At 58.3% G+C, this 21,557-nt stretch carries 19 protein-coding genes and 1 pseudogene; 8 read left to right on the top strand and 12 right to left on the bottom strand.

Features of this window, described 5'->3' with window-relative positions:
• Nucleotides 1-72 precede the first annotated feature (72 nt).
• The 5 genes and pseudogenes from ACSQ2A_RS20965 to ACSQ2A_RS20945 form a co-directional block, all read right to left on the bottom strand.
• Nucleotides 73-249: pseudogene (locus ACSQ2A_RS20965) on the bottom strand (plasmid stabilization protein); the annotation flags it as partial.
• Nucleotides 250-453: 204 nt separating this feature from the next.
• On the bottom strand, nt 454-1,056 hold the full coding sequence (locus ACSQ2A_RS20960) for a DNA-3-methyladenine glycosylase (protein ID WP_436073801.1): 603 nt from the start codon (nt 1,054-1,056) through the stop codon (nt 454-456).
• Nucleotides 1,007-2,068 carry a D-TA family PLP-dependent enzyme gene (locus ACSQ2A_RS20955; RefSeq protein WP_436073800.1) on the bottom strand — a complete coding sequence of 354 codons (1,062 nt, stop codon included), beginning with the start codon at nt 2,066-2,068 and terminating at the stop codon, nt 1,007-1,009. Before ACSQ2A_RS20955 ends, ACSQ2A_RS20960 begins: the two co-directional genes overlap by 50 nt.
• The gene (locus tag ACSQ2A_RS20950) at nt 2,065-2,844 is read right to left on the bottom strand and encodes an SDR family oxidoreductase (protein WP_436073799.1); all 780 of its coding nucleotides are present in this window, start codon (nt 2,842-2,844) and stop codon (nt 2,065-2,067) included. Before ACSQ2A_RS20950 ends, ACSQ2A_RS20955 begins: the two co-directional genes overlap by 4 nt.
• A 213-nt stretch (nt 2,845-3,057) precedes the next feature.
• A complete protein-coding gene (locus ACSQ2A_RS20945) occupies nt 3,058-3,441 on the bottom strand; it encodes a RidA family protein (protein WP_035079531.1) in 384 nt (127 codons plus the stop codon).
• Between the two features lie 195 nt (nt 3,442-3,636).
• On the opposite strand from ACSQ2A_RS20945, the gene ACSQ2A_RS20940 reads away from it, so the two are divergent.
• Nucleotides 3,637-5,094 (top strand): M81 family metallopeptidase, encoded by a 1,458-nt coding sequence (locus tag ACSQ2A_RS20940; protein WP_436073798.1) that lies wholly within the window; start codon nt 3,637-3,639, stop codon nt 5,092-5,094.
• A gap of 179 nt (nt 5,095-5,273) precedes the next feature.
• Here the strand turns inward: ACSQ2A_RS20940 and nudI are convergent, their stop codons facing one another.
• The 5 genes from nudI to ACSQ2A_RS20915 all read right to left on the bottom strand — a co-directional run bounded on the left by nudI (nt 5,274) and on the right by ACSQ2A_RS20915 (nt 11,370).
• Nucleotides 5,274-5,693, bottom strand: coding sequence for a nucleoside triphosphatase NudI (gene nudI, locus ACSQ2A_RS20935; RefSeq protein ID WP_436073900.1), 420 nt, complete (start codon nt 5,691-5,693; stop codon nt 5,274-5,276).
• Nucleotides 5,694-5,822: 129 nt separating this feature from the next.
• Nucleotides 5,823-6,290 carry a hypothetical protein gene (locus tag ACSQ2A_RS20930; RefSeq protein ID WP_436073797.1) on the bottom strand — a complete coding sequence of 156 codons (468 nt, stop codon included), beginning with the start codon at nt 6,288-6,290 and terminating at the stop codon, nt 5,823-5,825.
• Between the two features lie 46 nt (nt 6,291-6,336).
• Nucleotides 6,337-7,968, bottom strand: a complete 1,632-nt coding sequence (locus ACSQ2A_RS20925; RefSeq protein ID WP_436073796.1) for a tyrosine-type recombinase/integrase — start codon at nt 7,966-7,968, stop codon at nt 6,337-6,339.
• A 355-nt stretch (nt 7,969-8,323) separates the two neighbouring features.
• Complete coding sequence (locus tag ACSQ2A_RS20920) at nt 8,324-10,255, bottom strand: hypothetical protein (protein WP_436073795.1); 1,932 nt, start codon at nt 10,253-10,255, stop codon at nt 8,324-8,326.
• Entirely contained in the window at nt 10,252-11,370 is a 1,119-nt protein-coding gene (locus ACSQ2A_RS20915; protein ID WP_436073794.1) for a tyrosine-type recombinase/integrase, read from the bottom strand. The genes ACSQ2A_RS20920 and ACSQ2A_RS20915 overlap by 4 nt, the downstream gene beginning before the upstream one ends.
• Nucleotides 11,371-12,386: 1,016 nt before the next feature.
• Here ACSQ2A_RS20915 and ACSQ2A_RS20910 point away from each other — a divergent pair.
• A complete protein-coding gene (locus tag ACSQ2A_RS20910; protein WP_436073793.1) occupies nt 12,387-12,797 on the top strand; it encodes a hypothetical protein in 411 nt (136 codons plus the stop codon).
• Between the two features lie 95 nt (nt 12,798-12,892).
• On the opposite strand, the gene ACSQ2A_RS20905 is transcribed toward ACSQ2A_RS20910, so the two are convergent.
• Nucleotides 12,893-13,135, bottom strand: a complete 243-nt coding sequence (locus ACSQ2A_RS20905) for a DUF6894 family protein (RefSeq protein ID WP_436073792.1) — start codon at nt 13,133-13,135, stop codon at nt 12,893-12,895.
• Nucleotides 13,136-13,767: 632 nt separating this feature from the next.
• A complete protein-coding gene (locus tag ACSQ2A_RS20900) occupies nt 13,768-15,879 on the bottom strand; it encodes a catalase (protein ID WP_436073899.1) in 2,112 nt (703 codons plus the stop codon).
• 138 nt (nt 15,880-16,017) lie between these two features.
• Between ACSQ2A_RS20900 and ACSQ2A_RS20895 the strand changes: the two genes are divergently transcribed.
• The 6 genes from ACSQ2A_RS20895 (at nt 16,018) to ACSQ2A_RS20870 (ending at nt 21,555) form a co-directional block, all read left to right on the top strand.
• On the top strand, nt 16,018-16,515 hold the full coding sequence (locus tag ACSQ2A_RS20895; RefSeq protein WP_436073791.1) for a ferritin-like domain-containing protein: 498 nt from the start codon (nt 16,018-16,020) through the stop codon (nt 16,513-16,515).
• A 129-nt stretch (nt 16,516-16,644) separates the two neighbouring features.
• Complete coding sequence (locus tag ACSQ2A_RS20890; RefSeq protein ID WP_436073790.1) at nt 16,645-16,836, top strand: hypothetical protein; 192 nt, start codon at nt 16,645-16,647, stop codon at nt 16,834-16,836.
• Between the two features lie 161 nt (nt 16,837-16,997).
• Nucleotides 16,998-19,082: a glycogen debranching protein GlgX gene (glgX, locus tag ACSQ2A_RS20885; RefSeq protein ID WP_436073789.1), complete on the top strand. Its 2,085-nt coding sequence runs from the start codon at nt 16,998-17,000 to the stop codon at nt 19,080-19,082.
• A 100-nt stretch (nt 19,083-19,182) separates the two neighbouring features.
• A complete protein-coding gene (nadE, locus tag ACSQ2A_RS20880; RefSeq protein ID WP_436073788.1) occupies nt 19,183-20,013 on the top strand; it encodes an ammonia-dependent NAD(+) synthetase in 831 nt (276 codons plus the stop codon).
• Entirely contained in the window at nt 20,006-20,602 is a 597-nt protein-coding gene (locus ACSQ2A_RS20875) for a cysteine hydrolase family protein (protein WP_436073787.1), read from the top strand. Before nadE ends, ACSQ2A_RS20875 begins: the two co-directional genes overlap by 8 nt.
• The gene (locus ACSQ2A_RS20870; protein WP_436073786.1) at nt 20,599-21,555 is read left to right on the top strand and encodes a TIGR03885 family FMN-dependent LLM class oxidoreductase; all 957 of its coding nucleotides are present in this window, start codon (nt 20,599-20,601) and stop codon (nt 21,553-21,555) included. The genes ACSQ2A_RS20875 and ACSQ2A_RS20870 overlap by 4 nt, the downstream gene beginning before the upstream one ends.
• Nucleotides 21,556-21,557: the final 2 nt, after the last annotated feature.

Here is a 21,557-nt window from a genome sequence, read left to right as displayed (position 1 = left end):
TCTTGAATCACGCGACTCACCCGGGCGCAACACGCCAGTGGCGACTATCACCTAGTGATGCGTCGCGCCTTTCCTCCGCGCCCGGCCCGAACCCGACTTCTTGCCGCCGCCATCCTGTTTGTTGACCGTGGCCCAGGCGCGGCTCTCCGCTTCATCCTCGGAAAGCCCCTGCTCCTTGTAGCTTTCCTCGATATGCGCCGCCTTGCGCTTCTGCTTGTCGGTATAGGCGGATTTATCGCCCTGGGGCATGGCTGGCTCCTCTCGCTCCGAAACGGGAACGAAGGCATAGCGCGGATGGGACAGAGGCTCGGCTGCCATTTCGTTGGCCGGGCGGGAAACCGGAAAAACCTGCCCGTTCCTCATACCACCGCGTCCGGTTGACGCGCGCTATGCTTCGTCAAAGTGGAACGAATGGAGCAAAGGCCGGTTGCGCCGCGCGCGATCACAAGGTGACTATTTCAGCGGCTTGCTGAGATAAGGCGACCCCCGCTCGACAAACCGCCAAGGCGTTTCGACGCCCTTGGTAATGCCGATACGCAATCCGGTCGCCACTTCGCGCGGCGCGGTCGCGGCAATCAATTGAAACGGCTCTTCGTCCAGCGCCAATCCATTCTGCGTGAGATCGAGCCCCAGTGCCTCGGCCAGTTTTCCCGGCCCCGAGCACAGCTGCTTGTCGACCACCCCGCCCCGCCGCTCGTGCATGGCGTCAAAACCCACCGTTGGCCGCAGCGCCCGGATCAGGATGGCGCTACCCGGCCGGCAAACGAAGTTGAGACAAAAATGAATGCCGTAGATCTTGTAGAGATAGGCATGCCCCGCCGGCCCGAACATGGCGGCATTTCGCGGCGTCGGTCCGCGAAAACTATGCGAGGCGGGATCGCTGTCGTCATAGGCTTCCACCTCGACGATTTCCCCACCCACTCCATCAACAAGCAAAGTCGCGCCGACCAGTTCCGGCGCGACCTCCAGCACGGGGCGATCAAAGAAGGCGCGCTCAAGCACGAGCTCAGTCCACCCGCCCCCGCGCCGCCACCGGCACCGTCTCGAGCACCTCATCGCCACGCACCAGTGTGACCGTGTCGAAGAGATTGCTCACCGGGCAGCAGTGATTGGGAATGATGCGGATGACGTCACCAATTCTGGGCTTAACCGCACAAGCCGACACATCGAGCGTACCGTGCTCCTCGCTCAGCCCGGCGATTTTTGCGTCCGGGAAATCCACCACATAGCCGTGGCCTTGCATACCCAAGAGATCGCTGGTCAGCGTCTTGGTCCCGGCATCAATGATGGCCCGGCCATCTGTTGGCCGCGACACAACCGTCGCCAGCACGGTCAGCGCGCATTGCTCAAAGGTCGCGGCGCCGGCCACAACCTGCGAGCGATCCATATAGATATAGGTGCCCGGCCGATATTCGGTCGCGACGCCCGCTTCGCTCATATGCCAGATATCGGGCGTACCGCCCGTCGTGATCTCGGGCAGAGCCACACCCGCGCCATCGAACAGCGCCTTGGCATCAGCCAGCCACTGCTGGGCTTCCTTGTACTTTCCGGCAGCCGGATAGGTCATCAGCCCGGCAAAGCTCAGCCCCGGCGCCGCCGCGATCTTTTTGGCCAGTTCCAACGCTGCCGCAGGCGATTGCACGCCACAACGCCCCATGCCGGTATCGCATTCGACAAAAACCCCGAGCGGTTTTGCCGGATCAACAAAAGTCTCGGCCAGTCCAGCAACCGTCTCGGCGCTATCGGCAACGACGCGAATATCAACCCGATCATGCAGCGCCTTCAGCCGCGCCCGCTTCTTCGCCCCAATGATGTTGAAGGTAAGAAGCAGATCGGTCAGCCCGGCATCGGCCATCACCTCGGCCTCGCCCAATTTTTGGACCGTGATCCCAACCGCGCCCAGCTCCACCTGGCGCTTGGCAAAGCGCGGCAGTTTGTGGGTCTTGATATGCGGCCTGAGCTTGATCCCCGCCTTGTCGGCGGCATCCTGCGCGTTCTTCAGGTTCGCTTCGGCCTTGTCCAGGTCGACAAGGACAACCGGGGTTTCGAGTTCAAAAATGGAGGTCATTTGCCCCTCAGCACTTCATCGACAAATCTGAGATTACCCGCTGTCAGCCCGGCATCGACCGGCAACAGCGTGCCGGTAATCCCTGAAGCCGCATCCGAGCACAGGAACAGCGCGGCGTTGGCCACTTCCACAGGGGTGACCATGCGTCCCAGCGGATAGTGCGGCAGCACATTGTCGAGCAGGGTCGAATCTGCCGCAAGCCGATGGTCCCAGGCCGGCGTCCGCACCGAACCGGGCGCCACGACATTGGCGCGCACACCTTCCGCCCCACGCTCGACAGCAACACCCTTGGCATAGGCAACCAAACCGGCCTTGGCCGCCGAATAAGCGGGGTTGCCATAGTGACCCATGGCGTTGACCGAAGAGATGAACACCAGCGCGCCACGACCCAGTATGCCCATGGCCGCAATGATCGGATCGGTCAGCGCATAGGCGCCATTGAGATTGATATTGAGTTCGCTGGTCCAGACGGCATCATCGACCATGCCAAAATGCTCGGCCCGGGTGAACCCGACATTGGCAACCACCGCATCATAGACGCCATGCGCTACAATATCGGCCGAAACCGCAGCCCGCGTCCCGGCCATATCAGCCTGGTCGAACAGCACTTTTCGCACGAGCGGCAGCCCGTCGAGCAGCGCGGCTTCGCGATCGGCACCGACGACATTGGCGCCCGCCTCATGAAACACCGCCACGAGCGACCGCCCGATGCCGCCACCGGCCCCGGTGATGAGCACGGTCTTTCCGTCAAGCCGGAAGGGGGAGGTTTGCGTCATGTCTTGTCCCTTAGTCCTGGGAGTGCGCACCCTTCGCGCGCCATCCCCGATATCTCCACCATCGTCACCACCGGGCTCGTCCCGGTGGTCCATGCCATTCGCAGAATGGCATGCCATCCGCAGGATGGCGGGCCTCCCCAAGATGGATTGCCGGGACAAGCCCGGCAATGACGACACTACAGGGAGCAGCGCATTCAGCGCAAAAGAGAGGCCTCACGGCCCCTTATACGCCACGCAGTCGATCTCGACCTTGCAATCCACCATCATGCGGCTCTGCACGCAGGCGCGGGCCGGCGGATGCTCGCCAAAATAGCTCTTGTAGACGCCATTAAAGCTCCAGAAGTCCCGCGGGTCATCGAGCCACACACCAACGCGCACGATGTGCTCCGGCCCGTAGCCAGCCTCTTCCAAAATAGCCAGCACGTTCTTGATCGTCAGATGCGTCTCCTCGACGATACCACCCCTGACGATCTCGCCATCCTTCATGGCCACCTGGCCCGAAACATAGAGAAAGCCGCCGGCTTCCACGGCACGGGCGAAAGGCAGGTTCTGGCCACCGGCACCGGACTTTTCCGCGCCATAACGCTTGATGGGCATGAGGCCCTCCTTGAGGCAAAATGAAATTCTATTACTCTTTTGGCGCAGGATTGGTCGAAAATATACCCAAAACCCCCGTCTGCCACCCCAAAGAATGTAAATTTCTTACGTGAAGCCCTGCAAACGATATGCTAGTGTCACAATTGCCGACCTCTCTTTCGGCACCTTCATTTGTTCATTTGCTGGAAGCTTCTCGTGCGCGTTTTCACAGCCGCCCTCGCCACCGAGACCAATACATTTTCCCCCATCGCCGTCGACAAGCGCGCCTTTGAAGCTTCGCTCCATGCCGGCCCCGGCGAACATCCGGCGACCCCGACCCTCTGCACCGCACCGATCACCGTCGGCCGCGAAGTCTGCGCGAGGGAAGGCTGGACCCTGATCGAGGGCAGCGCCAGCTGGGCCGATCCGGCTGGCCTTGTCGCCCGCACCACTTATGAAGAGCTGCGCGACGCCATTTTGGACCAGCTCCGCGCCGCCATGCCCGTGGACGGTGTCGTCCTCGGCCTTCACGGCGCCATGGTCGCGCAGGGCTATGACGATTGCGAAGGCGACATTCTTTCCCGCGTGCGCGAGATCGTCGGGCCGGACATTCTCGTCTGTGCCGAACTCGATCCGCACAGCCATCTCACCAGGAAGCGCGCTGAAGCCGCCGACTTCTTCGTCTACTTCAAGGAATTCCCGCATACCGACTTCGTCGATCGTGCCCGGGATCTCTGGGACATCGCCGCCCGCGCCCTCAAGGGCGAGATCAAGCCGGTGATGACGGTCTTCGATTGCCGCATGATCGACGTCTTCCCGACTTCGCGCCAGCCGATGCGCGGTTTCGTCGACAAGCTCATGGCGCTCGAAAAATCCGAGCCGGGCCTGCTTTCCCTCTCCGTCGTCCACGGCTTCATGGCCGGCGACGTGCCCGAAATGGGCACCAAGGTCTTGGCTGTTACCGACAACGATCCGGAAAAGGGCGCAGCCCTTGCCGAAAAGCTCGGTCGCGAACTCTTTGCCATGCGCGGCACCACCATGGTGGCCCAGGTCGATGAAAAGGTCGCCGTGGACGCAGCCCTCGCGGCCGCAAAGGGCCCCGTCGTCGTCGCCGACGTCTGGGACAATCCCGGCGGCGGTACGGCGGGCGACGCCACCGTTCTCCTTGCCGAATTCATCTCCCGCGGCGCCACCGACGTCGCCGTCGGCACCATCTGGGACCCGATCGCGGTTCAGATCTGCTTTGCGGCCGGCGAAGGCGCCGAAATCCAGCTCCGCTTCGGCGCCAAGTCCGCGCCTGATACCGGAAGCCCCATCGACAAGCGCGTCACGGTGAAAAAACTCGTTCGCGACGCTGAAATGCGTTTCGGCGAAAGCTTTGCGCCGTTTGGTGACGCCGCCTGGATTCACTTCGACGGCATCGACGTGATCCTCAACTCAACCCGCGCGCAAAGCTTTGACCCGAGCCTTTATTCCGCCCTCGGCATCGACCCAAAATCGCGGAAAATTCTGCTCATCAAGTCGACCAACCATTTTTACGACTCGTTCTCAAAAATCGCGTCGGAGATCATCTACTGCTCGGCCGGAAAACCCTATCCGAACCGCCCCGCGGAAACGAACTACCGCAAAGCGCGCAAGGATATCTGGCCGATGGTGGAGAATCCGTGGGGCTAAGCCTCTGGCCCTCCCTCGCCCCTTGAGGGAGAGGGAAAGACCAACTTTGCGTTCAGCAAATTGGTCAGGGTGAGGGGTAGCCATCCTCCGCAGAGGAGGTAGTTGGGCCATCGCAAGAATACCCCTCATCCGGCGCTACGCGCCACCTTCTCCCACAAGGGGAGAAGGAAGATCGGTGACTACAAAAATCCCTTCGCGGCGAACGTCACGCGCGTCGCCGCGTTGAGGTCATATCCGGCTAAATCTTCCGGCCGGACCCAGGCATATTCGTCGAACTCTTCGTTGATCACCACATCCCGGTTCGCCGCGTGGCAATCGAAGATCAGATAGATCATGTAAATCTCTTCCGTCCGCCCATCGGCATAGGTCTTTACCCGAAGATCATCGCGGAACCGGAACGGGGTCACCGTCTCGATCACCAGCCGTTCGCCCAGCTCCTCGCGGATTTCGCGACGCAGCGCCTCTTCCATCGTCTCGCCCGGCTCCATGCCGCCACCCGACAGTGCCCACTGACCAGGAAACACGCCACGATCCCTCGGCATGCGACAGAGCAGAAATGCCCCACCGTTAGGTGAACACGAATGCCAGTTTAGACCGATAAATCAGATCGTTGGCAGTCGGCATATATGCCGTGATATATTCCGGTGACAGCGTCGAGAGGTGCGTCCAGGATTGCGGGCTGGCGACTGCGCGCGCCGCTGCCCGCAGTCGGGGGCGGCGGGCAGGGCTCAGGGAGAGGTGGATTGATTGATTGAGTGGATGTTCGCGCCGGCGATGCTGGCTCTTAGTCGACGATTTTCTCGCTCCAGCTCCTCGCAGTGCTCTCTCAATTCTGCGTTCTGCCGTATCGTTTCAACGTACTCGAGTTCGGCCTCTAGCCAAACTTGGCGAAGCTGCTTCATTTCCAAACGCGCGGAATCTACCCGGTCCGTTACAGACTTTCGAACGCTTTTGGCGCCTCGTGCGAGCTTAGACTGAACAACCCGAACCCAAGTATTTACCTCGAGTCTGAGCTCGCGGTTTGCAGGTTTCTGTAGGGCGGCCGAGGAAAGTCCGGCCCGGTGAAGCACCTCTGATGCTGAGATTTTGCCGTTTGAATTCGGGTAAATGCCGTCGTTGATTTCGATGTCTTTCGAAATTGCTTCCATCGCATCCTCGATGGCGGCGCGAGTATTTCTTCGTTTCAACCGCGCCACGGACCGCCCCTTATCCGCGATGGAAAGGGGCCTCTCCGGCAACTCCCTATGCACCATGAGCCGCTTCCCATATCCTTTTTGCGTTGGGGCTGCTGCTCAGAATTCTCTCTCGAACTTCCGGCCAGCGCTTCAAGCTGGCTAGAACTTGTCCCTCAAGGTTTGCAATCAACATGACGAGCCCTTCACTGTACGCTTGTGCGAGCTCCGCGAGGAGGGCATTGAGCAGTTCCTCGCAGTCTCTGCGTGCCCTCCCCGACTCGAGACGATGATCACAGCCAGTACGGCACGCACCGGGATCTGGCCTTCCGCGGCCAGACGTGCAAGGGCCGTATTCGCCTAGGGCTTTAGTGCAAATTATCCCAGGGCGAACAAGCTCCCAGTATCGACCCCCAAAGGTCAAAATATGGGTCAGCTCGCGAAGCGTGTCGGCCGAAAAAGTGTCTTCGCCCCGACGCATTCTCAGCGCTTCGAGCCTGCTGCGCAGGGGTTCTGCGGCCGGTCCACCCGCATTACCGGAAATAACATCTCCAATTGCTTCTTCGGCCACAGCGTAGGCCGCCTCTTCGGCTACGGCGAGCGCCTCTTGGGCAATCTCGGGATCCGAGAGCATATAGCGGAGCGTCATTTCAACATCGCGATGACCAAACAAATCCTGGAGCACCTGCGGGGCCGCTGTAATGGTTAGCGCGATAAGTCGAGCCACCGTGTAACGCCATCTGTGTGGGTGGTGTGCATCGCCGTCGAGCAGGTGCTCCAACCCGAGTTGGCGCACAACAGCGAGATGCATGCCATTTGCGTCATGCAACAATGATCCGGGCTCTGCTCCTTGCCGCATCGTGACCCAGATATGATCTTCGCCATCATCCCTTATTACTGAAGCAAGCTGTATTTGGATTTCTAGTGCGTTCAGAGCCGCGGGATGGAGGGGCCAGTCCTTGGCGTGTCCTTGCAACTCGTCATTGACTTTGAAGATCCGAGAAAGAAACCGACCATGATCGCGGTCTAAGGAGGCGTCAGTGGCAGCGAGTATCTCGCTCTGTCGAGCGCCCGTGCAGAAGGCCAGAACAGAAAAGTTCATCGCCTGCAGCAGACCTATTGCTACCTTGAGGTTGAGGAAATCTGTCGGAGGCCACGCACTTATCGGCACCGGTTTGCCGTTGTGTTTTTGGGCCCTCCAGGGCCATGGCAGCTCTCGTAATTGCCTACCATTTGCATCACGCCAATCAAAGGAAGCAATAATCTCTTTCCTTTCGGCGATGACCCGAGGAAGCGAAGTATAGCTCCACACCACTGGGCGCGGGGTGACGTCACGCGCCAGTCGCCAGCACTCGATGAGTTGAGCGGCAAGGTTGGCCTGAACCCAAAGCGCGCGCGACAGGAACGAAGTTACGAACTCGTCCGAAAGGGGCTTATATTGCGTTGGCGCAGGGCGCTCTTTTGGCAGCTGAGCCGGCAGACCGCGGAGGGATCGTTCAATGGCGGTCGTTTCGTGTCGACCGAGCACGCCAAAATCAACCATCGGATAGTCGCTTAACAGGCCACGCAGTCCGACGTCGCGCAAACGAACGGCGACATGGGGACTTCTATTCCCGATGATCTCTCGCCAATTCTCTTCGCTGAGATGCGACCATAAGGTACCATTGGCGGATGATGTGTGTTCTATCGACCATCGCGCCATCGACATTACCTGAGGCGCGTACCCCACCCAAGTACTTGGCTTCAAAGTCAGAATGCCCCTAGCAGTCATTCTCGGCATGATCATCGCCACCAGCGATCTGCGTAGACTGCGCCCCACTTCGGAATCAGACGAAATAACCCTTCCATGTCCGTCGACTAGGGCAATCGATCGTCTGGAAAGACGACGAAGCCCACCCCTGGGCAACCACTCGCCCGGCACGACGTACTCATCGTCCCCCACCTTCACCCCGGGCATAAATTCTACATTGGATATCTCACCCCAAGGGCGAGCTCCAAGTTGGTCAAAATTCCCCAACTCCCCCGAGAGCATATCGATCCACGACGACGGCCATACGCTAGTAATTTGGGTAGACATCGTGCACCTTCACCTTGCCACTTTGAATAAGATTGGCCCATGATTGTTTGGCCTTTTCCACAGCATTGGGGTCGAAACACTTAAGTGTTTCAGAAATTGATACCTCTTCGTCCTCAAAAGAACTACCCACCCAGGCATTTAGTGGAATTGTTTTTTTGATTTCGACCAACTCAGCATGGCATCGTGCGAGAAGATTTAGGCTGTCTTCGAAGACAACTCCATGTTCGCATCCAGTGCAGCGCTGAATCTTGCAGTAGGTGCCTTCCATGTGGTTGGGAGCGATCGCACGCGGAGGTGTCGTCGGCGATAGGCAGCCCATGCCGAGGCGGGTGCGTTGCCTGAGGTCCAGCAACCGACGCTCTGCCTCCGGAGTTATTTGCCCAGTCTCGACCAACAGTCGCAAACGAGTTGGGTCGACGACCCTGCCCCCAGCGATCTCTTCGAGGATCGCGTTTTGAAGCGAGCGAACCTTCTTCTCACTTGTCGCCCGCAACTGGTGAGACCTAAGGTAATGTCGGAGTGTTTTTAGATTGCTGTGTTGACTAGCGAGGCGCGTCAGAAGCAGATGATATCCACTTGCGTAGTAGGCATGACCAATCCAGGCACGTCTGACGTCCATCGTGGTAATGTCGATGATTTGTTGATTAATGTTCTTTATCCCGTGCGCAGCAACGATACTCCTAATGACTCCGTTTATTTCTTCGGTTTCATCAACTAGCGCATCGACGACACCAGTCCGGCCCATGCGGTGAAAGAGCCAAGGGCTTTTTATGGCCTGATCGATTGTCGCAATGCGGCGTTGCGCTTTGAAGTTTCCAGCGCGTCCGCTCTCAAGCAGAGCTTCCTTCTCATTCACAAGCGTCGCCCGAAGACCGGCCGTTCTCGCGATCATGAACGTGACCAATTGATATGGGTGGAACTGCGGCTCCTCCATACTCAAGGTGAACTGATGCCTATCCGCTCGATCTTTGAAAGCATGAATTATCCGCATGCCAGACTTTTGCGGATGAACCTCCATCCATTTCTCGGTGGTCGATATATCCAGAGAAAGCGCTGTAGCTAGATTCCATCCTGTGCCGATCAAGAACAACCACAGAAAGACGATCGTCTCAGCTTTGCTTGGGTGAAACCAACGCAGCGCTCCTGTGACACCCGCAGTTCCCAGCATCATCCCTGGTACCACGTAGCTTGGTCCGTGCACCGTTCTCTCTATAAGCTCGTTACAACCCAACGCACGAAGCTCCGACCTGCCTCGAGGCAGCCCAGCTTCACTGATTTTATTGATAACGAATGCCTGATTGCTTCGGTCCCGCCAGGCTGCCTTTCTCCCGCCGAGCGGCAACTGCCGGGGATCGACACCCTTTCGCGCGAGATCCTGCCCTTCGCGAAACATGGCCATGATCCCGTGGGCTTCCTTTTTCAGGGCCCTGTAAACCTTCCAGACTGCTTGCATTTCCAGGTCGTCCAGTTGTTTCAGACCTTCACGCGGCGGCGCGGGCCAGAGAACGACTGGCAACTCACGTTCGCGTAGCAGCGAAGTTACAAGCCATCTCACTCCAGAATAGGGGGAAGCAAAATCGGGGTCGCGGAAAAGCAAGAAGCCATGGTGATCACTAAGGTCACCGACATCCTTCACGACACGATGTTCATCGTAGCGGTCAAGAAAACGCAGAAGGCTCCGCATCGCCCCCCTAGCGGCTGTTGCGTTGTGTTCCTTCGGCCTCTCGCTATGAAACCATTTTCTTAGATCTGCCGCAAAGCCGGAGCGACCTTGGAAGTCGCCAGACCATATTCCCTTTAGCTTGGCTAAAACTGAAACTCCTGAACGTCCGTGGGCGAATTCGGAAAGATCAACTTCGTAAGGAATCCCGTCGTCGGGCATTACGACGAACTTCAAGTCGTCGGTGCTCATTCGCTTTCCCCACTCAATGATTCATGCCATGAGACGTAGAGATCTTGGACCCCCACGGCGGTGGCCAGCCAGATCAGGTACGTTTCTGTCGTTTTCTGGTTTACGTGGCCCATGTGAATTTGGAGCAGCTTCAGGTGAAATGAGCCTCGGCTGTACACCCAATCCGCCCCCATACCATGCAGATCCGAGCGCATGATCTTCGCTTCATATTGAAGTGCGTGGAGGACGCTGAAGCAGGCGTAGGCATGGCGCCCGAAATGCGGATGCCACTTGATTGGACGTGGTTTAACGCCTTTGAACACCCGGTAGAGGGTTGTCGCGGACACCGGTCTACCCTCGTGACCCCGACTGTCTGAAATGAATAGGAGATTTGATGCCGGCAGACCGGTTCGTCGGCTCCAGCGGAGCTGCATGGTTAGCCGTTTGGTGTCTATCCAGTCGCGAAGCTCTCGTAAGAAGGGAAGTGCCACAGCGATCTCTCGCTCAACTGAACCCTTGGTTTTGGTGAGCCGTATGAAGCCCACCCTGCCCCCTCGAGTTGCGAGGAAGTCGATTTGTTGCATAGACGGGATCATGTCTACGGTGATGTTTACGGTCTCATCTCGCCGAGTTCCGGTTTCGAGAATAAACTTCGCCATCAGATACTTGCAGACGCCCCTTACAAGCTTGACGCGGGCAAGCCACTCAACGATTTCTTGCAGGGGAGGCAACAGCGAAATGGCAGCGATGCTGGCGACCCGGGCCTCCTTCGCCCTGCCCTTGCGAGTTTGAGAGAGCGCCATTCCCGGACGAACCGACGTACCGGTGTTAAATTGATGATGCGACTCAACGCGCGGGACCGTGAAAGTGGGCCGAAGCGTGTGCCTAGCCGCCCACTCAAGAAAGGCGGTTGCCTCGGTTGCACGCAGGTTTGCAGTCACTGGCGATAATGCCCGGCCACTTCCTGTTCCATGGCCCTTCATCATGTCATTCTGGAAAGCGAGAACGTCATCGTAGGACAGATCTCTCCAATGCTTCGAGTTTCTCGCGCACCAGTCGACAAAAACTGACAAGGACTCTGCGACTTGCTTCACCGTGCGCTTCGAGGGCGCATTGACAACGACGGCCCGCTCCATCGTAGATCTCGGTGACCATCGACCCATGGCTCGGTCTCGTAGGTACCGACTGTGTTCTCGAAGCAACCTCTCGTCGTTATCAAAGAGCCAAGGCACATCAACCAGGGCAACGAAACCAAGGTCTTGGAGCCTGCCACCATCCGGCATGAACACCTTTGCCATGTCAGGGATACTTGCAGGGGTAACAAGTCTGCAGGTCGCGGCAACGGATGGCCGTGTTGACTAAGACGGTGCATGCCAGGCCCAATTGCTTGTTCCGCGGCGATGGTGAGCTCTGAGCCCGCTTGTCCAGTGCATCCTGCAGGCGCCTAAGCGCATCTGCCATATCGACGCTGATCGTCGGTTCGTCGTCAAAGTTCATCGCTATTCCCCCGTTGTGACCAAACGGGCACGATCATTGATCTTGGAAAATTACGTGTCAATATCTTCACTTCATAGGAAAAATATTCTACCTAATTAGGACTAGAACTTCTCTTGATAGAAATTGGTTCTCCGTGACAAGGATTAGAAATGCCCCAAAAAATTCGAGGAAAGGATTAGAAAGGAAGGAATTTGCTCGTGGACAATGGGTGCGTTCGACGAGAAAAATGCCCGTCGCCATGGGACAGCGCTGCCAGGCGGTCGTAAGGCGTCGATTGAATGCACCATTCCGAGCACCTTCAACGCGGAACATTCGATCTGTTGGGTTCGGAATGACCCGTGAAGAGGTCGTGGGATTTTCGATCAGCACGAGGCTGCCGAAAGCGAGGGTCTAGCAGACAGGCACACACCTGATCTGGTCCCGGCACTCGCAACCCGAAGTGTCAGTCGCTTCCAAGAGTCGGGCTCGGTCCAGAACTGTCCGAGCATTTTGGGGTAGTTTCAAAACCCTGGGGAATGCCTCGGGGTAGCGCTCGACCATATGCCAGCTGTTGCAGGCCCTGGATCAACGAAGTCAAAAAAGTCGTCCGGTGGTGTTGAATCGAAGTCGCTTTGCTCTGACACTTTTTCCAATTGAGTGATTCAGAGTTCTCTTTATGTGCAATCGAGCGACGCCCTTCGACCACGACCGCTTTCCCGACAAGGTTGAGTATTTCTTCAACTCCACCCGGTTCCAATGCTCCTTCGGTGTCGGTGAGGACTGTTTGGCCGCAGCGCTCAAGAACGTTCTGGATTGGACCGCATGCGAATACCTTCGAGCCACCAGACTCTCCTTGTCGGGCGGAAGCGACGCCGGGCAGACATATTGGCTTGAGTTATCCTACCCTTATCGCGACACGCCGGGGCCGCATTATTCTTCGGTACTGGCCATCCTCAATTCGCCTAACAACGTCGCCATCGACACCAGCGGCAAATGGTTTCGGATGCTTGCACGATTGGAGTCGGACGATCCTGAACCGATGGTTCGCACTCTGGGCACACAAAGTCTCTGGCATAGCGCCGTCTGAAACGCCGACAGCGTTTGGGGCGCCCCCGGGCGCCCCATTGATTTTCATTAATGAGCTTAGAGCAGCTTCTCGGCATCTCTTTCGGAGAACAAAGTTCAATCCGCTTGATCTGACTGGCTCACGATCGCATCGCGACGACCGATTTCGTTCCCGGCGTCCTCCCTTACGACGATCTGCACCTTGAACTCCGGATGACGCATGGCCTCATCCTGCAAAACGCTTATCAGTGTGCGCGAAGCAACGTCCAAGGCTTGATCAGGACAATCTAGTTTCACGCCGATGACGTCGTGGGTAATCGTCCCATCTCGCTCGAGCACATCGAAAAAATACATCGGCATAGCGTCCTCCCTGAGCGGAAAACGACGATTTCAGGCTGATGTTCCCCTTCTTCTATTCACAAGAGAAGGCCGACATGGCCAATACCGGCGATTTAGGATCTGGAGCACTTCCCTTGGGATGGCGATGGTCGATTTCCTGCCGGAGGTGGCCAGCAGCGCGAGTGGGGAGAAAGCCAGTATAGACAAGGCTCCAGAAGCTTCGGAACGTCTTTGGCAACCCAGATGCGATCTTTGCTTTTAGACTGAATTCATCACCTGGCCGGCGACTTGACCGACTATGACCTTACCGACGACAAACAGGAGATACCCGGCTCGTTATGCTCGCTGGAACTGCAGAGCGCGATGTGTCCAAGCTACTGTCCCTTTAGGATGAAGGCGGGCCGAAACTTTCCCACGCTCGGAGAATCTGGCTCTCGGACCAACCGGCGAGCCCTGGCCGGCCGGGCAGAAGCACCTGGAGGCGCAGCCGTAGACGAAGAGGCCGTCCGAGGCCGGCCCATTTGAAGCGCGTGCCCTACCGGGGCTACTGGCCTGACAGCGTCGACCAGGTGAATATGGCAGGGAGTACCGGGCCTCGTGGAAGCGGGCGCCGCGAAGAGCGACGCCTTCGACCAGTGTTGGTTCTGCAAGCGTTAGGCACCGTCAGGGCGATCCCAAAACCGCAGATTGCGGCAGGCTTCGACGAAGTCGGTTGCGGTTACAGTGCCCATCTCCACAAAGCCGTCATCGAGGTCTTCCGGAATGCCCACCTTGGCAAAAAGCTTGGCGGCGGGCGGAGTGAATGCGATGAACTTGTAGTGGGCGTAGGCATCACTGACAAAGTCTCGTGCTGGGGGGAGCTTGAGGAGAGCGAGAATGCCTTCCTCGGATGGGATAACAGCGACCGCGTCGAACAGCACCGAAGGTCCGCCATCAATCTTGTGGTGAGCGGGCTTAATAGTCCCGTCGCTCAGTGTCACCCCGCCTACTGTGGGGGCGATCAGTTCCACGCTGGCTCCCTCGGTAGCCACTGCAGCCTCAAGATCCGCCAGCATCGTTGCGTCTGTCCCATCGGTGACGAGAACGCCGATCTTGCGGCCGGCGAAGGAGGCCGGCGGGTTTTTGAGAATGCTCAGCAAATCTGACGGCGGCAGGTCTGTGCGTGGTTTCTGGCTCGGGGGGGCCGCAGGTGGCAGATCCTTGAGGCCAAGCCCGTCGGCGACGGTCTGAGCGAGATCGGAATCGATATTGCGTAGGTGTCCAACCATCCGCTCGCGAATAGCGGGGAACTCGCATTTGCTTAGTTCGAACACCAGGGCATCGCCAATATGGCGTTGCTCGATCAGGCTTTGGCTGATGAAAAATTGCCGCGCCTGACTGTAGTGATCTCCAAAGCTCTCGGGGCGCAGGCGCACTTTGGGGCCCTCGGGCTCCTGCGGGAATGTTTCAAAACCCTGTTCTCTGGATTCCCGTGGGCCGCCGATGTCTGGCCCCCAGGAATTGGGCTCATAGTTGGCACGACCGCGGGGGTTCTGCATGGCCATGTGGCCGTCTTGTTGAAGGTGATGGAAGGGGCACTTTGGCGCATTGATCGGCAATTGCGCAAAATTAGGACTTCCAAGCCGTTTCAGCTGCGTGTCCAGATAGGAAAAATTGCGGCCTTGCAGCAAAGGATCATTCGAGAACTCGATCCCCGGCGGCACGTTTTGGGTCATAAAAGCGACCTGCTCCGTCTCGGCGAAGAAGTTTTCCGGCATGCGGTCGAGCACAAGACGGCCGACCGGTTCGGCGGGGAGCAGTTCTTCTGGGATGAGCTTTGTCGGATCAAGGACATCGAAGTCGAAGCCATCGGCAAAATTCTGGTCAAACACCTGCAAGCAAAGTTCCCATTCTGGGAAGTTGCCGGTCTGAATGGCATTCCACAGGTCGCGGCGATGGAAGTCCGGATCAGCGCCGTTGATTTTGACCGCTTCATTCCACAGCACCGACTGCATGCCGAGCTTGGGCTTCCAGATGAATTTAACGAAACGGGAAGCGCCCTTGGCATCAACCAGGCGGAAGGTGTGGACACCAAAGCCCTGCATGAAGCGGAACGAGCGGGGAATGGCCCGATCCGACATCACCCACATGATCATGTGCATGGATTCAGGGGTGAGGGAAATGAAGTCCCAGAAATTGTCATGCGCGCTTTGCGCCTGGGGGAAGGCCTTGTCAGGCTCCGGCTTGACCGAGTGGATGATGTCGGGAAACTTGATGGCATCCTGGATGAAAAAGACCGGGATATTGTTACCGACGAGATCCCAATTCCCTTCCCGGGTATAGAATTTGACCGCGAAACCGCGAACGTCGCGCGCTAGATCGAACGACCCTTTGGAGCCGGCGACGGTAGAGAAGCGCACGAATACTGGGGTCTGTTCACCCTCGCGCTGAAAAATATCGGCTCGAGTAACCTTGCTCAGCGATTTGTAGGTCTCGAAAAAACCGTGCGCGCCGTATCCGCGAGCATGCACCACGCGTTCGGGAATGCGCTCATGGTCGAAGTGAAAAATCTTCTCACGGAAGTGGGCGTCCTCAATAAGCGTCGGACCTCGCGCGCCCTGCTTGAGCGAGTTCTGGTCGTCGGCAACCGGAATGCCTTGCTGGGCGGTAAGAACGTCGTATCCGTCTTCCGCAATCTGGTGCGTCTCCCCACCCTGGCCGCGGCGCAACGTCTGGTCGCCATAGGTGACTTCTTCAAGACCGGTGGTTTTCGGACGTCTCGCCATGATTGCCTCCGCACAATGGTCGACCACCAATCGTGCAGAGGGGGAAACGTTCCGCCACAGCTGCACATTTGAAATTTGGCGGAACCCATCCAGAGGCCCACCGTTCTCCGGTCCCCAAATCATGGAAGCGAGAGACGCATGGCAACCTCAAACGAAAAGACCCTCGACGACCTCTTCCTCGATACCCTCAAGGATATTTATTACGCTGAGAAGCAGATCGTAAAAGCACTGCCCAAAATGGCCAAGGCCGCTCAGTCAGCCGAACTCAAAGCTGGGTTCGAACAGCATCTGGTGGAAACCGAGGGTCATGTTGAGCGCCTCGAACAGGTCTTCGAACTCATCGGCAAGCCGGCTCGTGGCAAAACCTGCGACGCGATCCTCGGCATCATTGAGGAAGGCAAGTCGATCATGGATGACTTCAAAGGGACCGTTGCCCTTGACGCAGGCTTGGTGGCGGCGGCCCAAGCCGTCGAACACTATGAGATCGCCCGCTACGGCACGCTCAAGACCTGGGCGGAGCAGCTAGGTCTCAGCGAGGCCGTGACATTGTTCGATGCGACGCTTCAGGAGGAAGTCGCGACTGATCAGAAACTGTCCGACGTTGCTGAGACGGCAGTCAACGCCAAGGCAGCATAATTTGAGGCCCCGGGAAGTCCGGGGCCCTTTCGTAGGACCGGGCGTAAAAAAAACCTCCAAGCGACCTACACTGACGCGGAACTCTTCGGGCCGTCTTCTGTTGTGGGCTGCGCAATTAAGGAGAATGCCATGAACCTCGACTGGATGAAACTTACCGCATCGCAGCGCAGCGCCGTGTCGCTCCTTTGTGAGCAGGGACCAAGCGGCCTACCACGCGACTTGGGCGAGCAGCTGCTCAGCCTGGGGCTCGCTGAGTGGGCTGATGGCGTGTACTGCATCAGCGCTTTAGGTACCACCATGCGGCCCAGCGCTGCCCATTAGTGCGGCACTGAGAGCGTCTCAAGTCACAGGGGTTGTCGTCAGACCACGGCAACCCCTTTTCAGTTGATGTGACGTTGTGCAAAGCGCCAAGCGTACTTTGGAAATCCTAGCAACCAGCTCGCGAGCCAGCCGTTAGGCGCCCTGAAACAGGGACATCCTCCATGCCATCAATACCGACGTCTTCATCTCGTCAGGTTCTAGCCGGCGACCACACAACTTTAGGCGCAACCTGGGATGGCGAAGGTACGAACTTTGCCCTTTTCTCAGCGCATGCCGCCAGAGTTGAGCTTTGTCTGTTTGATGAAAGCGGCAGTGAGACTGTACGGGTCACCTTGCCGGAATACACCAACGAAATCTGGCACGGCTATCTCCCAGGCGTCGGCCCGGGAACCCTGTACGGCTATCGCGTACATGGTCCCTACGAACCTGGCCAGGGTCACCGCTTCAACCCCAACAAGCTCCTGATCGATCCCTACGCTCGCGAACTCGTCGGCGAGGTAAAGTGGTCCTCAGCCCACTTCGGTTACCGCGCTGATGCCGAAGACAAGGATTTATCCTTCAACGAGGAGGATAGTGCGCCGGTAACACCCAAAGCGCGTGTTCTCGACCCACGCGCATACGATTGGTCAAGCGACACCAAGCCTGGCATTGATTGGGCAAGGACCATTTTCTATGAGACCCACGTCAAGGGCTTCACGCAGCTCCATCCAGCGGTGCCGGAGAACCTTCGGGGCACTTTCGAAGGTCTAGGGCAGCGTGAAGTCATCGACTACATCAAATCCACCGGCGTAACCTCGGTGGAGCTGCTGCCAATCCATGCCTTTCCAGATGACTCTTTTCTCCTTGAGAAGGGCCTTAGGAACTATTGGGGCTACAATACTCTAGGGTTCTTCGCGCCCGCTAGCCGCTACTATGGCCCCAATGGGATCGATGGCTTACGGAATACCATTCGTGCGTTCCACGACGCCGGCCTCGAAGTCATCATGGACGTGGTCTACAACCACACCGCCGAGGGCAACGAGATGGGACCGACCCTTTCTTGGAAGGGCATCGACAACTTCTCCTATTACCGGACCATGCCAGGCGACCCGCGCTACTACATCAACGACACCGGCACTGGTAATACGGTCAACACGAGTCATCCCCGCGTTCTGCAGATGATCACTGACAGCCTCCGCTATTGGTCCGAGGAAATGCATGTTGACGGTTTCCGCTTCGATCTAGGCACCATTCTAGGCCGGGAACCTGAGGGCTTCGACCAGCGCGGCGGCTTTTTTGACGCCGTGGGCCAGGACCCAACCCTTGCGAAAGTGAAACTGATCGGCGAACCCTGGGATATCGGACCCGGCGGCTACCAGGTCGGTGGCTTCCCGCCCGGCTGGTCGGAGTGGAACGACAAATACCGCGATACAGTCCGCGACTACTGGAAAGACACCGACCACACCTCCGGCGACTTCGCCGCCAGGTTCACGGGCTCAGGCGACATATATGACAAGCGCGGCCGCCGCCCTTGGGCCGGCGTCAACTTCCTCACCGCCCATGATGGCTTCACCCTCCATGACCTCGTTTCCTACAACGAGAAGCACAACGAGGCGAATGGCGAGGGCAACAACGACGGGCACAACGACAATCGCAGCCACAATTATGGAGCCGAAGGCGAGACCGACGACGACGCTATCGTCGCCATCCGGGAGCGTCAGAAACGCAATTTCCTCGCCACGCTTTTCCTCTCCCACGGTGCGCCTATGCTCCTCGCAGGCGACGAATTTAGCCGCAGCCAAAGCGGCAATAACAATGGCTATGCCCAAGACAGCGAAATCAGCTGGGTTCATTGGGAGTGGAATGATAACGCCAAAGCGCTCGCCGAATTTGTGCGTAAGCTCGCCGCCATTCGTCAGTCCCAACCGCTCATTCATCGAGACAACTGGCGCGATATGATGAGCGTTACCTGGTACAATCCCGGGGGTGGCGAACAGCAGGCCGCTCACTGGCTCGATTCAGGCGCCACGACGCTCGGCATTCGTCTTTCCCGCGATGATTTGAAAAGCCAAGAGGGTATCTGGTGGGAACTGGTCGTTCTCTTCAATCCGCACGATGGCGAGGTTGATTTTACAGTGCCGACCCGGGAAGGCGGCTCCCTCTGGACCGCCGAAATCGACACGGCTGACCCGACGGGAGATCCCCGATCGGTGAATGGCGGCGAGGCGATCAAGATGGCTCCCCGTTCGCTGCTGCTGCTGCGCTGACCATGACGAGCGTGCGCAGGAACTGTTTGCCACGGGCGCCCGTTGCCACTGCGATCATTATGGCAACCCGCCCGATGCCGCAGAGCAACATTCCCGAAACATGACCAGCCAGTTCGAAATCATGCGCGATTTGGGCGTACAGCCCGATTTCGACGTTGCGGGTGAAGCAAGCCGCCGTCGCGCCTTCCTCAAGTCCTATCTGCTGCGCTCCGGGCTCCACAATCTCGTCCTGGGGATTAGCGGCGGTGTGGATTCAACCACTGCTGGCATTCTCGCCCAGCAGTCGGTCAAGGAACTGCGCGCGTCCGGCTTCAATGCTCGCCTTATTGCCGTGCGACTTCCCTACGGTACGCAGGCCGACGCTTCAGACGCCGATGCCGCGCTTGCCGCAGTAGACCCCGATCTAACTTTCGAAGTCGATATCGCTCCTGCCACAGACGGGATGTGGCAATCCCTGCGCCGGGCAGGATTTTCGCCGGCCAGCGCTGCCCAAGCCGATTTCCTGCGTGGTAATGTGAAAGCCCGCCAGCGTATGATCGCCCAATACGCTCTCGCCGGCGGCACCGAGGGGCTCGTCATCGGCACCGATCACGCCGCCGAGGCGGTAATGGGCTTTTTCACCAAGTTTGGCGACGGGGCAGCTGACCTCCTACCCCTAGCTGGGCTCACAAAGCGACGCGTTCGCGCCCTCGCAGCCCATCTTGGGGCGCCCGATCACTTGGTCAACAAGGTGCCCACAGCCGATCTCGAGGATCTAGCGCCACTCCGCCCCGACGAGGACGCCTACGGAGTCACTTACGAACAGATCGACGACTTTCTCGAAGGCAAATCGGTGGAAACCTGGGTGGCGCAAACTATCCTCTCCCGCTACCGAGCCACTGCCCACAAACGGGCCTTGCCGGCTTCTTTTGCGAATGTGTCCGATGGCTGAATGGCATGGACGTTTGGCGCATCTTTGCATCGACGTGCAGAACCTGTTCACAGACGGCACCGCCTGGCACACGCCATGGCTGAGCAAAGTGCTTCCAGCTATCGAAGCTCTCGTCGATCGTGCTCCTGCCAGCACGATTTTCACCCGCTTCATTCCGCCCGCTCGGGTGGAGGATGAGACGGGAACCTGGCGGGAATACTACGCTCGATGGCCATCCATGGTGACGTCGCGGCTGGCTCCCGACATGCTTCAGGTTGTGCCGACCCTCGCCCGTCACATGCCGCCGGCTATGCATTTTGACAAGAATAGATACTCTCCCTGGCTGTTCGGCGATCTAGACAAGACCCTGCGCGAAAACGGTGTCGACACGCTTGTCGTCTCAGGCGGCGAGTCGGATGTCTGCGTGATGGCCACGGTCCTGGGCGCGGTTGATCTCGGCTACCGCACGATCCTGTGCACGGATGCAATCTTTGGGTCGGCGGACCAGACCCATGACGCCGCTGTCACCGTGTTCCAAAGCCGTTTTGGGCAACAGCTCACGACCTGTACCACTCAAGAACTGCTGGACAGCTGGAAGGAGCTGGCATGACCCTTATTGGCTATCATGCATCCCACGAGCAGTTCGCCCCAAGCGAACTTCTCAGCTTGGTCATCGACGCTGAAAGGGCCGGTTTTGCTTGCGCCAAGTCTTCCGACCACTTTCATCCTTGGAGTGAACGCCAAGGCCACTCTGGGTTCGCCTGGTCTTGGCTCGGGGCCGCTTTGCAGGCAACGCGATTTGGGTTCGGTATGATTTCAGCCCCCGGCTATCGTTATCATCCCGCGGTGCTGGCACAGGCTGCCGCCACCATCGGCGAAATGTTTCCCGGCCGCCTTTGGCTATCGCTCGGCACCGGCGAGGCTATCAACGAGGCGATCACCGGCGAATATTGGCCGGAGAAAGCCGAACGCAACGCCAGACTGCGCGAATGTGTCGACATCTTCCGATCCCTCTTCGATGGTGAAACCGTGACCCATCGTGGCAGGGTCACCGTGGTCGAGGCCAAGCTCTACTCACGGCCCGCGGTCACTGTTCCCTTGCTCGGTGCCGCCGTAACTCCTGAAACCGCGGAATTCTGTGGACCCTGGGCCGATGGCCTACTTACGACGGGTGGTAACATCGAGACCGTGAGCCGCGTCGTGGAAGCGTTTCGAGCAAACGGTGGCGAAGGCAAGCCGATCCACATCCAGCACGCCTTGTCTTGGGCGGAGCGAGAGGACGATGCCATGGCTGAGGCTTTCGACCAATGGAGAGCACCCTCCATCGGAGGCGATGCGGCCTGGGATCTGCGCCGGCCGCGAGACTTCGACGTGGTGGGAAGCAGCGTCACCGAGGATCGTCTGAGACAATGCGTGGCCATCTCCGCCGATCCGGGACGACATCGAGCAGATATAGAGGCCCTGGTCGCTTTGGAACCCGCTGCAATTCACCTTCATTGCGTCGGACGTAACCAGCGAGCTTTCATCGAAATGGCCGCCAAGCATCTCGTATTGATCGCGTAGGA

It is taken from the genome of Devosia sp. LjRoot3 (assembly GCF_964252865.1).
In the GTDB taxonomy this organism is placed as follows: domain Bacteria; phylum Pseudomonadota; class Alphaproteobacteria; order Rhizobiales; family Devosiaceae; genus Devosia.
This window is presented reverse-complemented; position numbering and strand designations above follow the sequence as displayed.

Excerpts from the sequence above, each read along its gene's own strand:
- ACSQ2A_RS20960 (WP_436073801.1), bottom strand. The coding sequence starts at position 1,056 with ATGAGGTGCTCGAGACGGTGCCGGTGGCGGCGCGGGGGCGGGTGGACT.
- ACSQ2A_RS20955 (WP_436073800.1), bottom strand. The coding sequence starts at position 2,068 with ATGACCTCCATTTTTGAACTCGAAACCCCGGTTGTCCTTGTCGACCTG.
- ACSQ2A_RS20950 (WP_436073799.1), bottom strand. The coding sequence starts at position 2,844 with ATGACGCAAACCTCCCCCTTCCGGCTTGACGGAAAGACCGTGCTCATC.
- ACSQ2A_RS20945 (WP_035079531.1), bottom strand. The coding sequence starts at position 3,441 with ATGCCCATCAAGCGTTATGGCGCGGAAAAGTCCGGTGCCGGTGGCCAG.
- ACSQ2A_RS20925 (WP_436073796.1), bottom strand. The coding sequence starts at position 7,968 with ATGGCGCGATGGTCGATAGAACACACATCATCCGCCAATGGTACCTTA.
- ACSQ2A_RS20920 (WP_436073795.1), bottom strand. The coding sequence starts at position 10,255 with ATGAGCACCGACGACTTGAAGTTCGTCGTAATGCCCGACGACGGGATT.
- ACSQ2A_RS20915 (WP_436073794.1), bottom strand. The coding sequence starts at position 11,370 with ATGGAGCGGGCCGTCGTTGTCAATGCGCCCTCGAAGCGCACGGTGAAG.
- ACSQ2A_RS20910 (WP_436073793.1), top strand. The coding sequence starts at position 12,387 with ATGTGCAATCGAGCGACGCCCTTCGACCACGACCGCTTTCCCGACAAG.
- ACSQ2A_RS20905 (WP_436073792.1), bottom strand. The coding sequence starts at position 13,135 with ATGCCGATGTATTTTTTCGATGTGCTCGAGCGAGATGGGACGATTACC.
- ACSQ2A_RS20900 (WP_436073899.1), bottom strand. The coding sequence starts at position 15,879 with ATGGCGAGACGTCCGAAAACCACCGGTCTTGAAGAAGTCACCTATGGC.
- ACSQ2A_RS20895 (WP_436073791.1), top strand. The coding sequence starts at position 16,018 with ATGGCAACCTCAAACGAAAAGACCCTCGACGACCTCTTCCTCGATACC.
- ACSQ2A_RS20890 (WP_436073790.1), top strand. The coding sequence starts at position 16,645 with ATGAACCTCGACTGGATGAAACTTACCGCATCGCAGCGCAGCGCCGTG.
- glgX (WP_436073789.1), top strand. The coding sequence starts at position 16,998 with ATGCCATCAATACCGACGTCTTCATCTCGTCAGGTTCTAGCCGGCGAC.
- nadE (WP_436073788.1), top strand. The coding sequence starts at position 19,183 with ATGACCAGCCAGTTCGAAATCATGCGCGATTTGGGCGTACAGCCCGAT.
- ACSQ2A_RS20875 (WP_436073787.1), top strand. The coding sequence starts at position 20,006 with ATGGCTGAATGGCATGGACGTTTGGCGCATCTTTGCATCGACGTGCAG.
- ACSQ2A_RS20870 (WP_436073786.1), top strand. The coding sequence starts at position 20,599 with ATGACCCTTATTGGCTATCATGCATCCCACGAGCAGTTCGCCCCAAGC.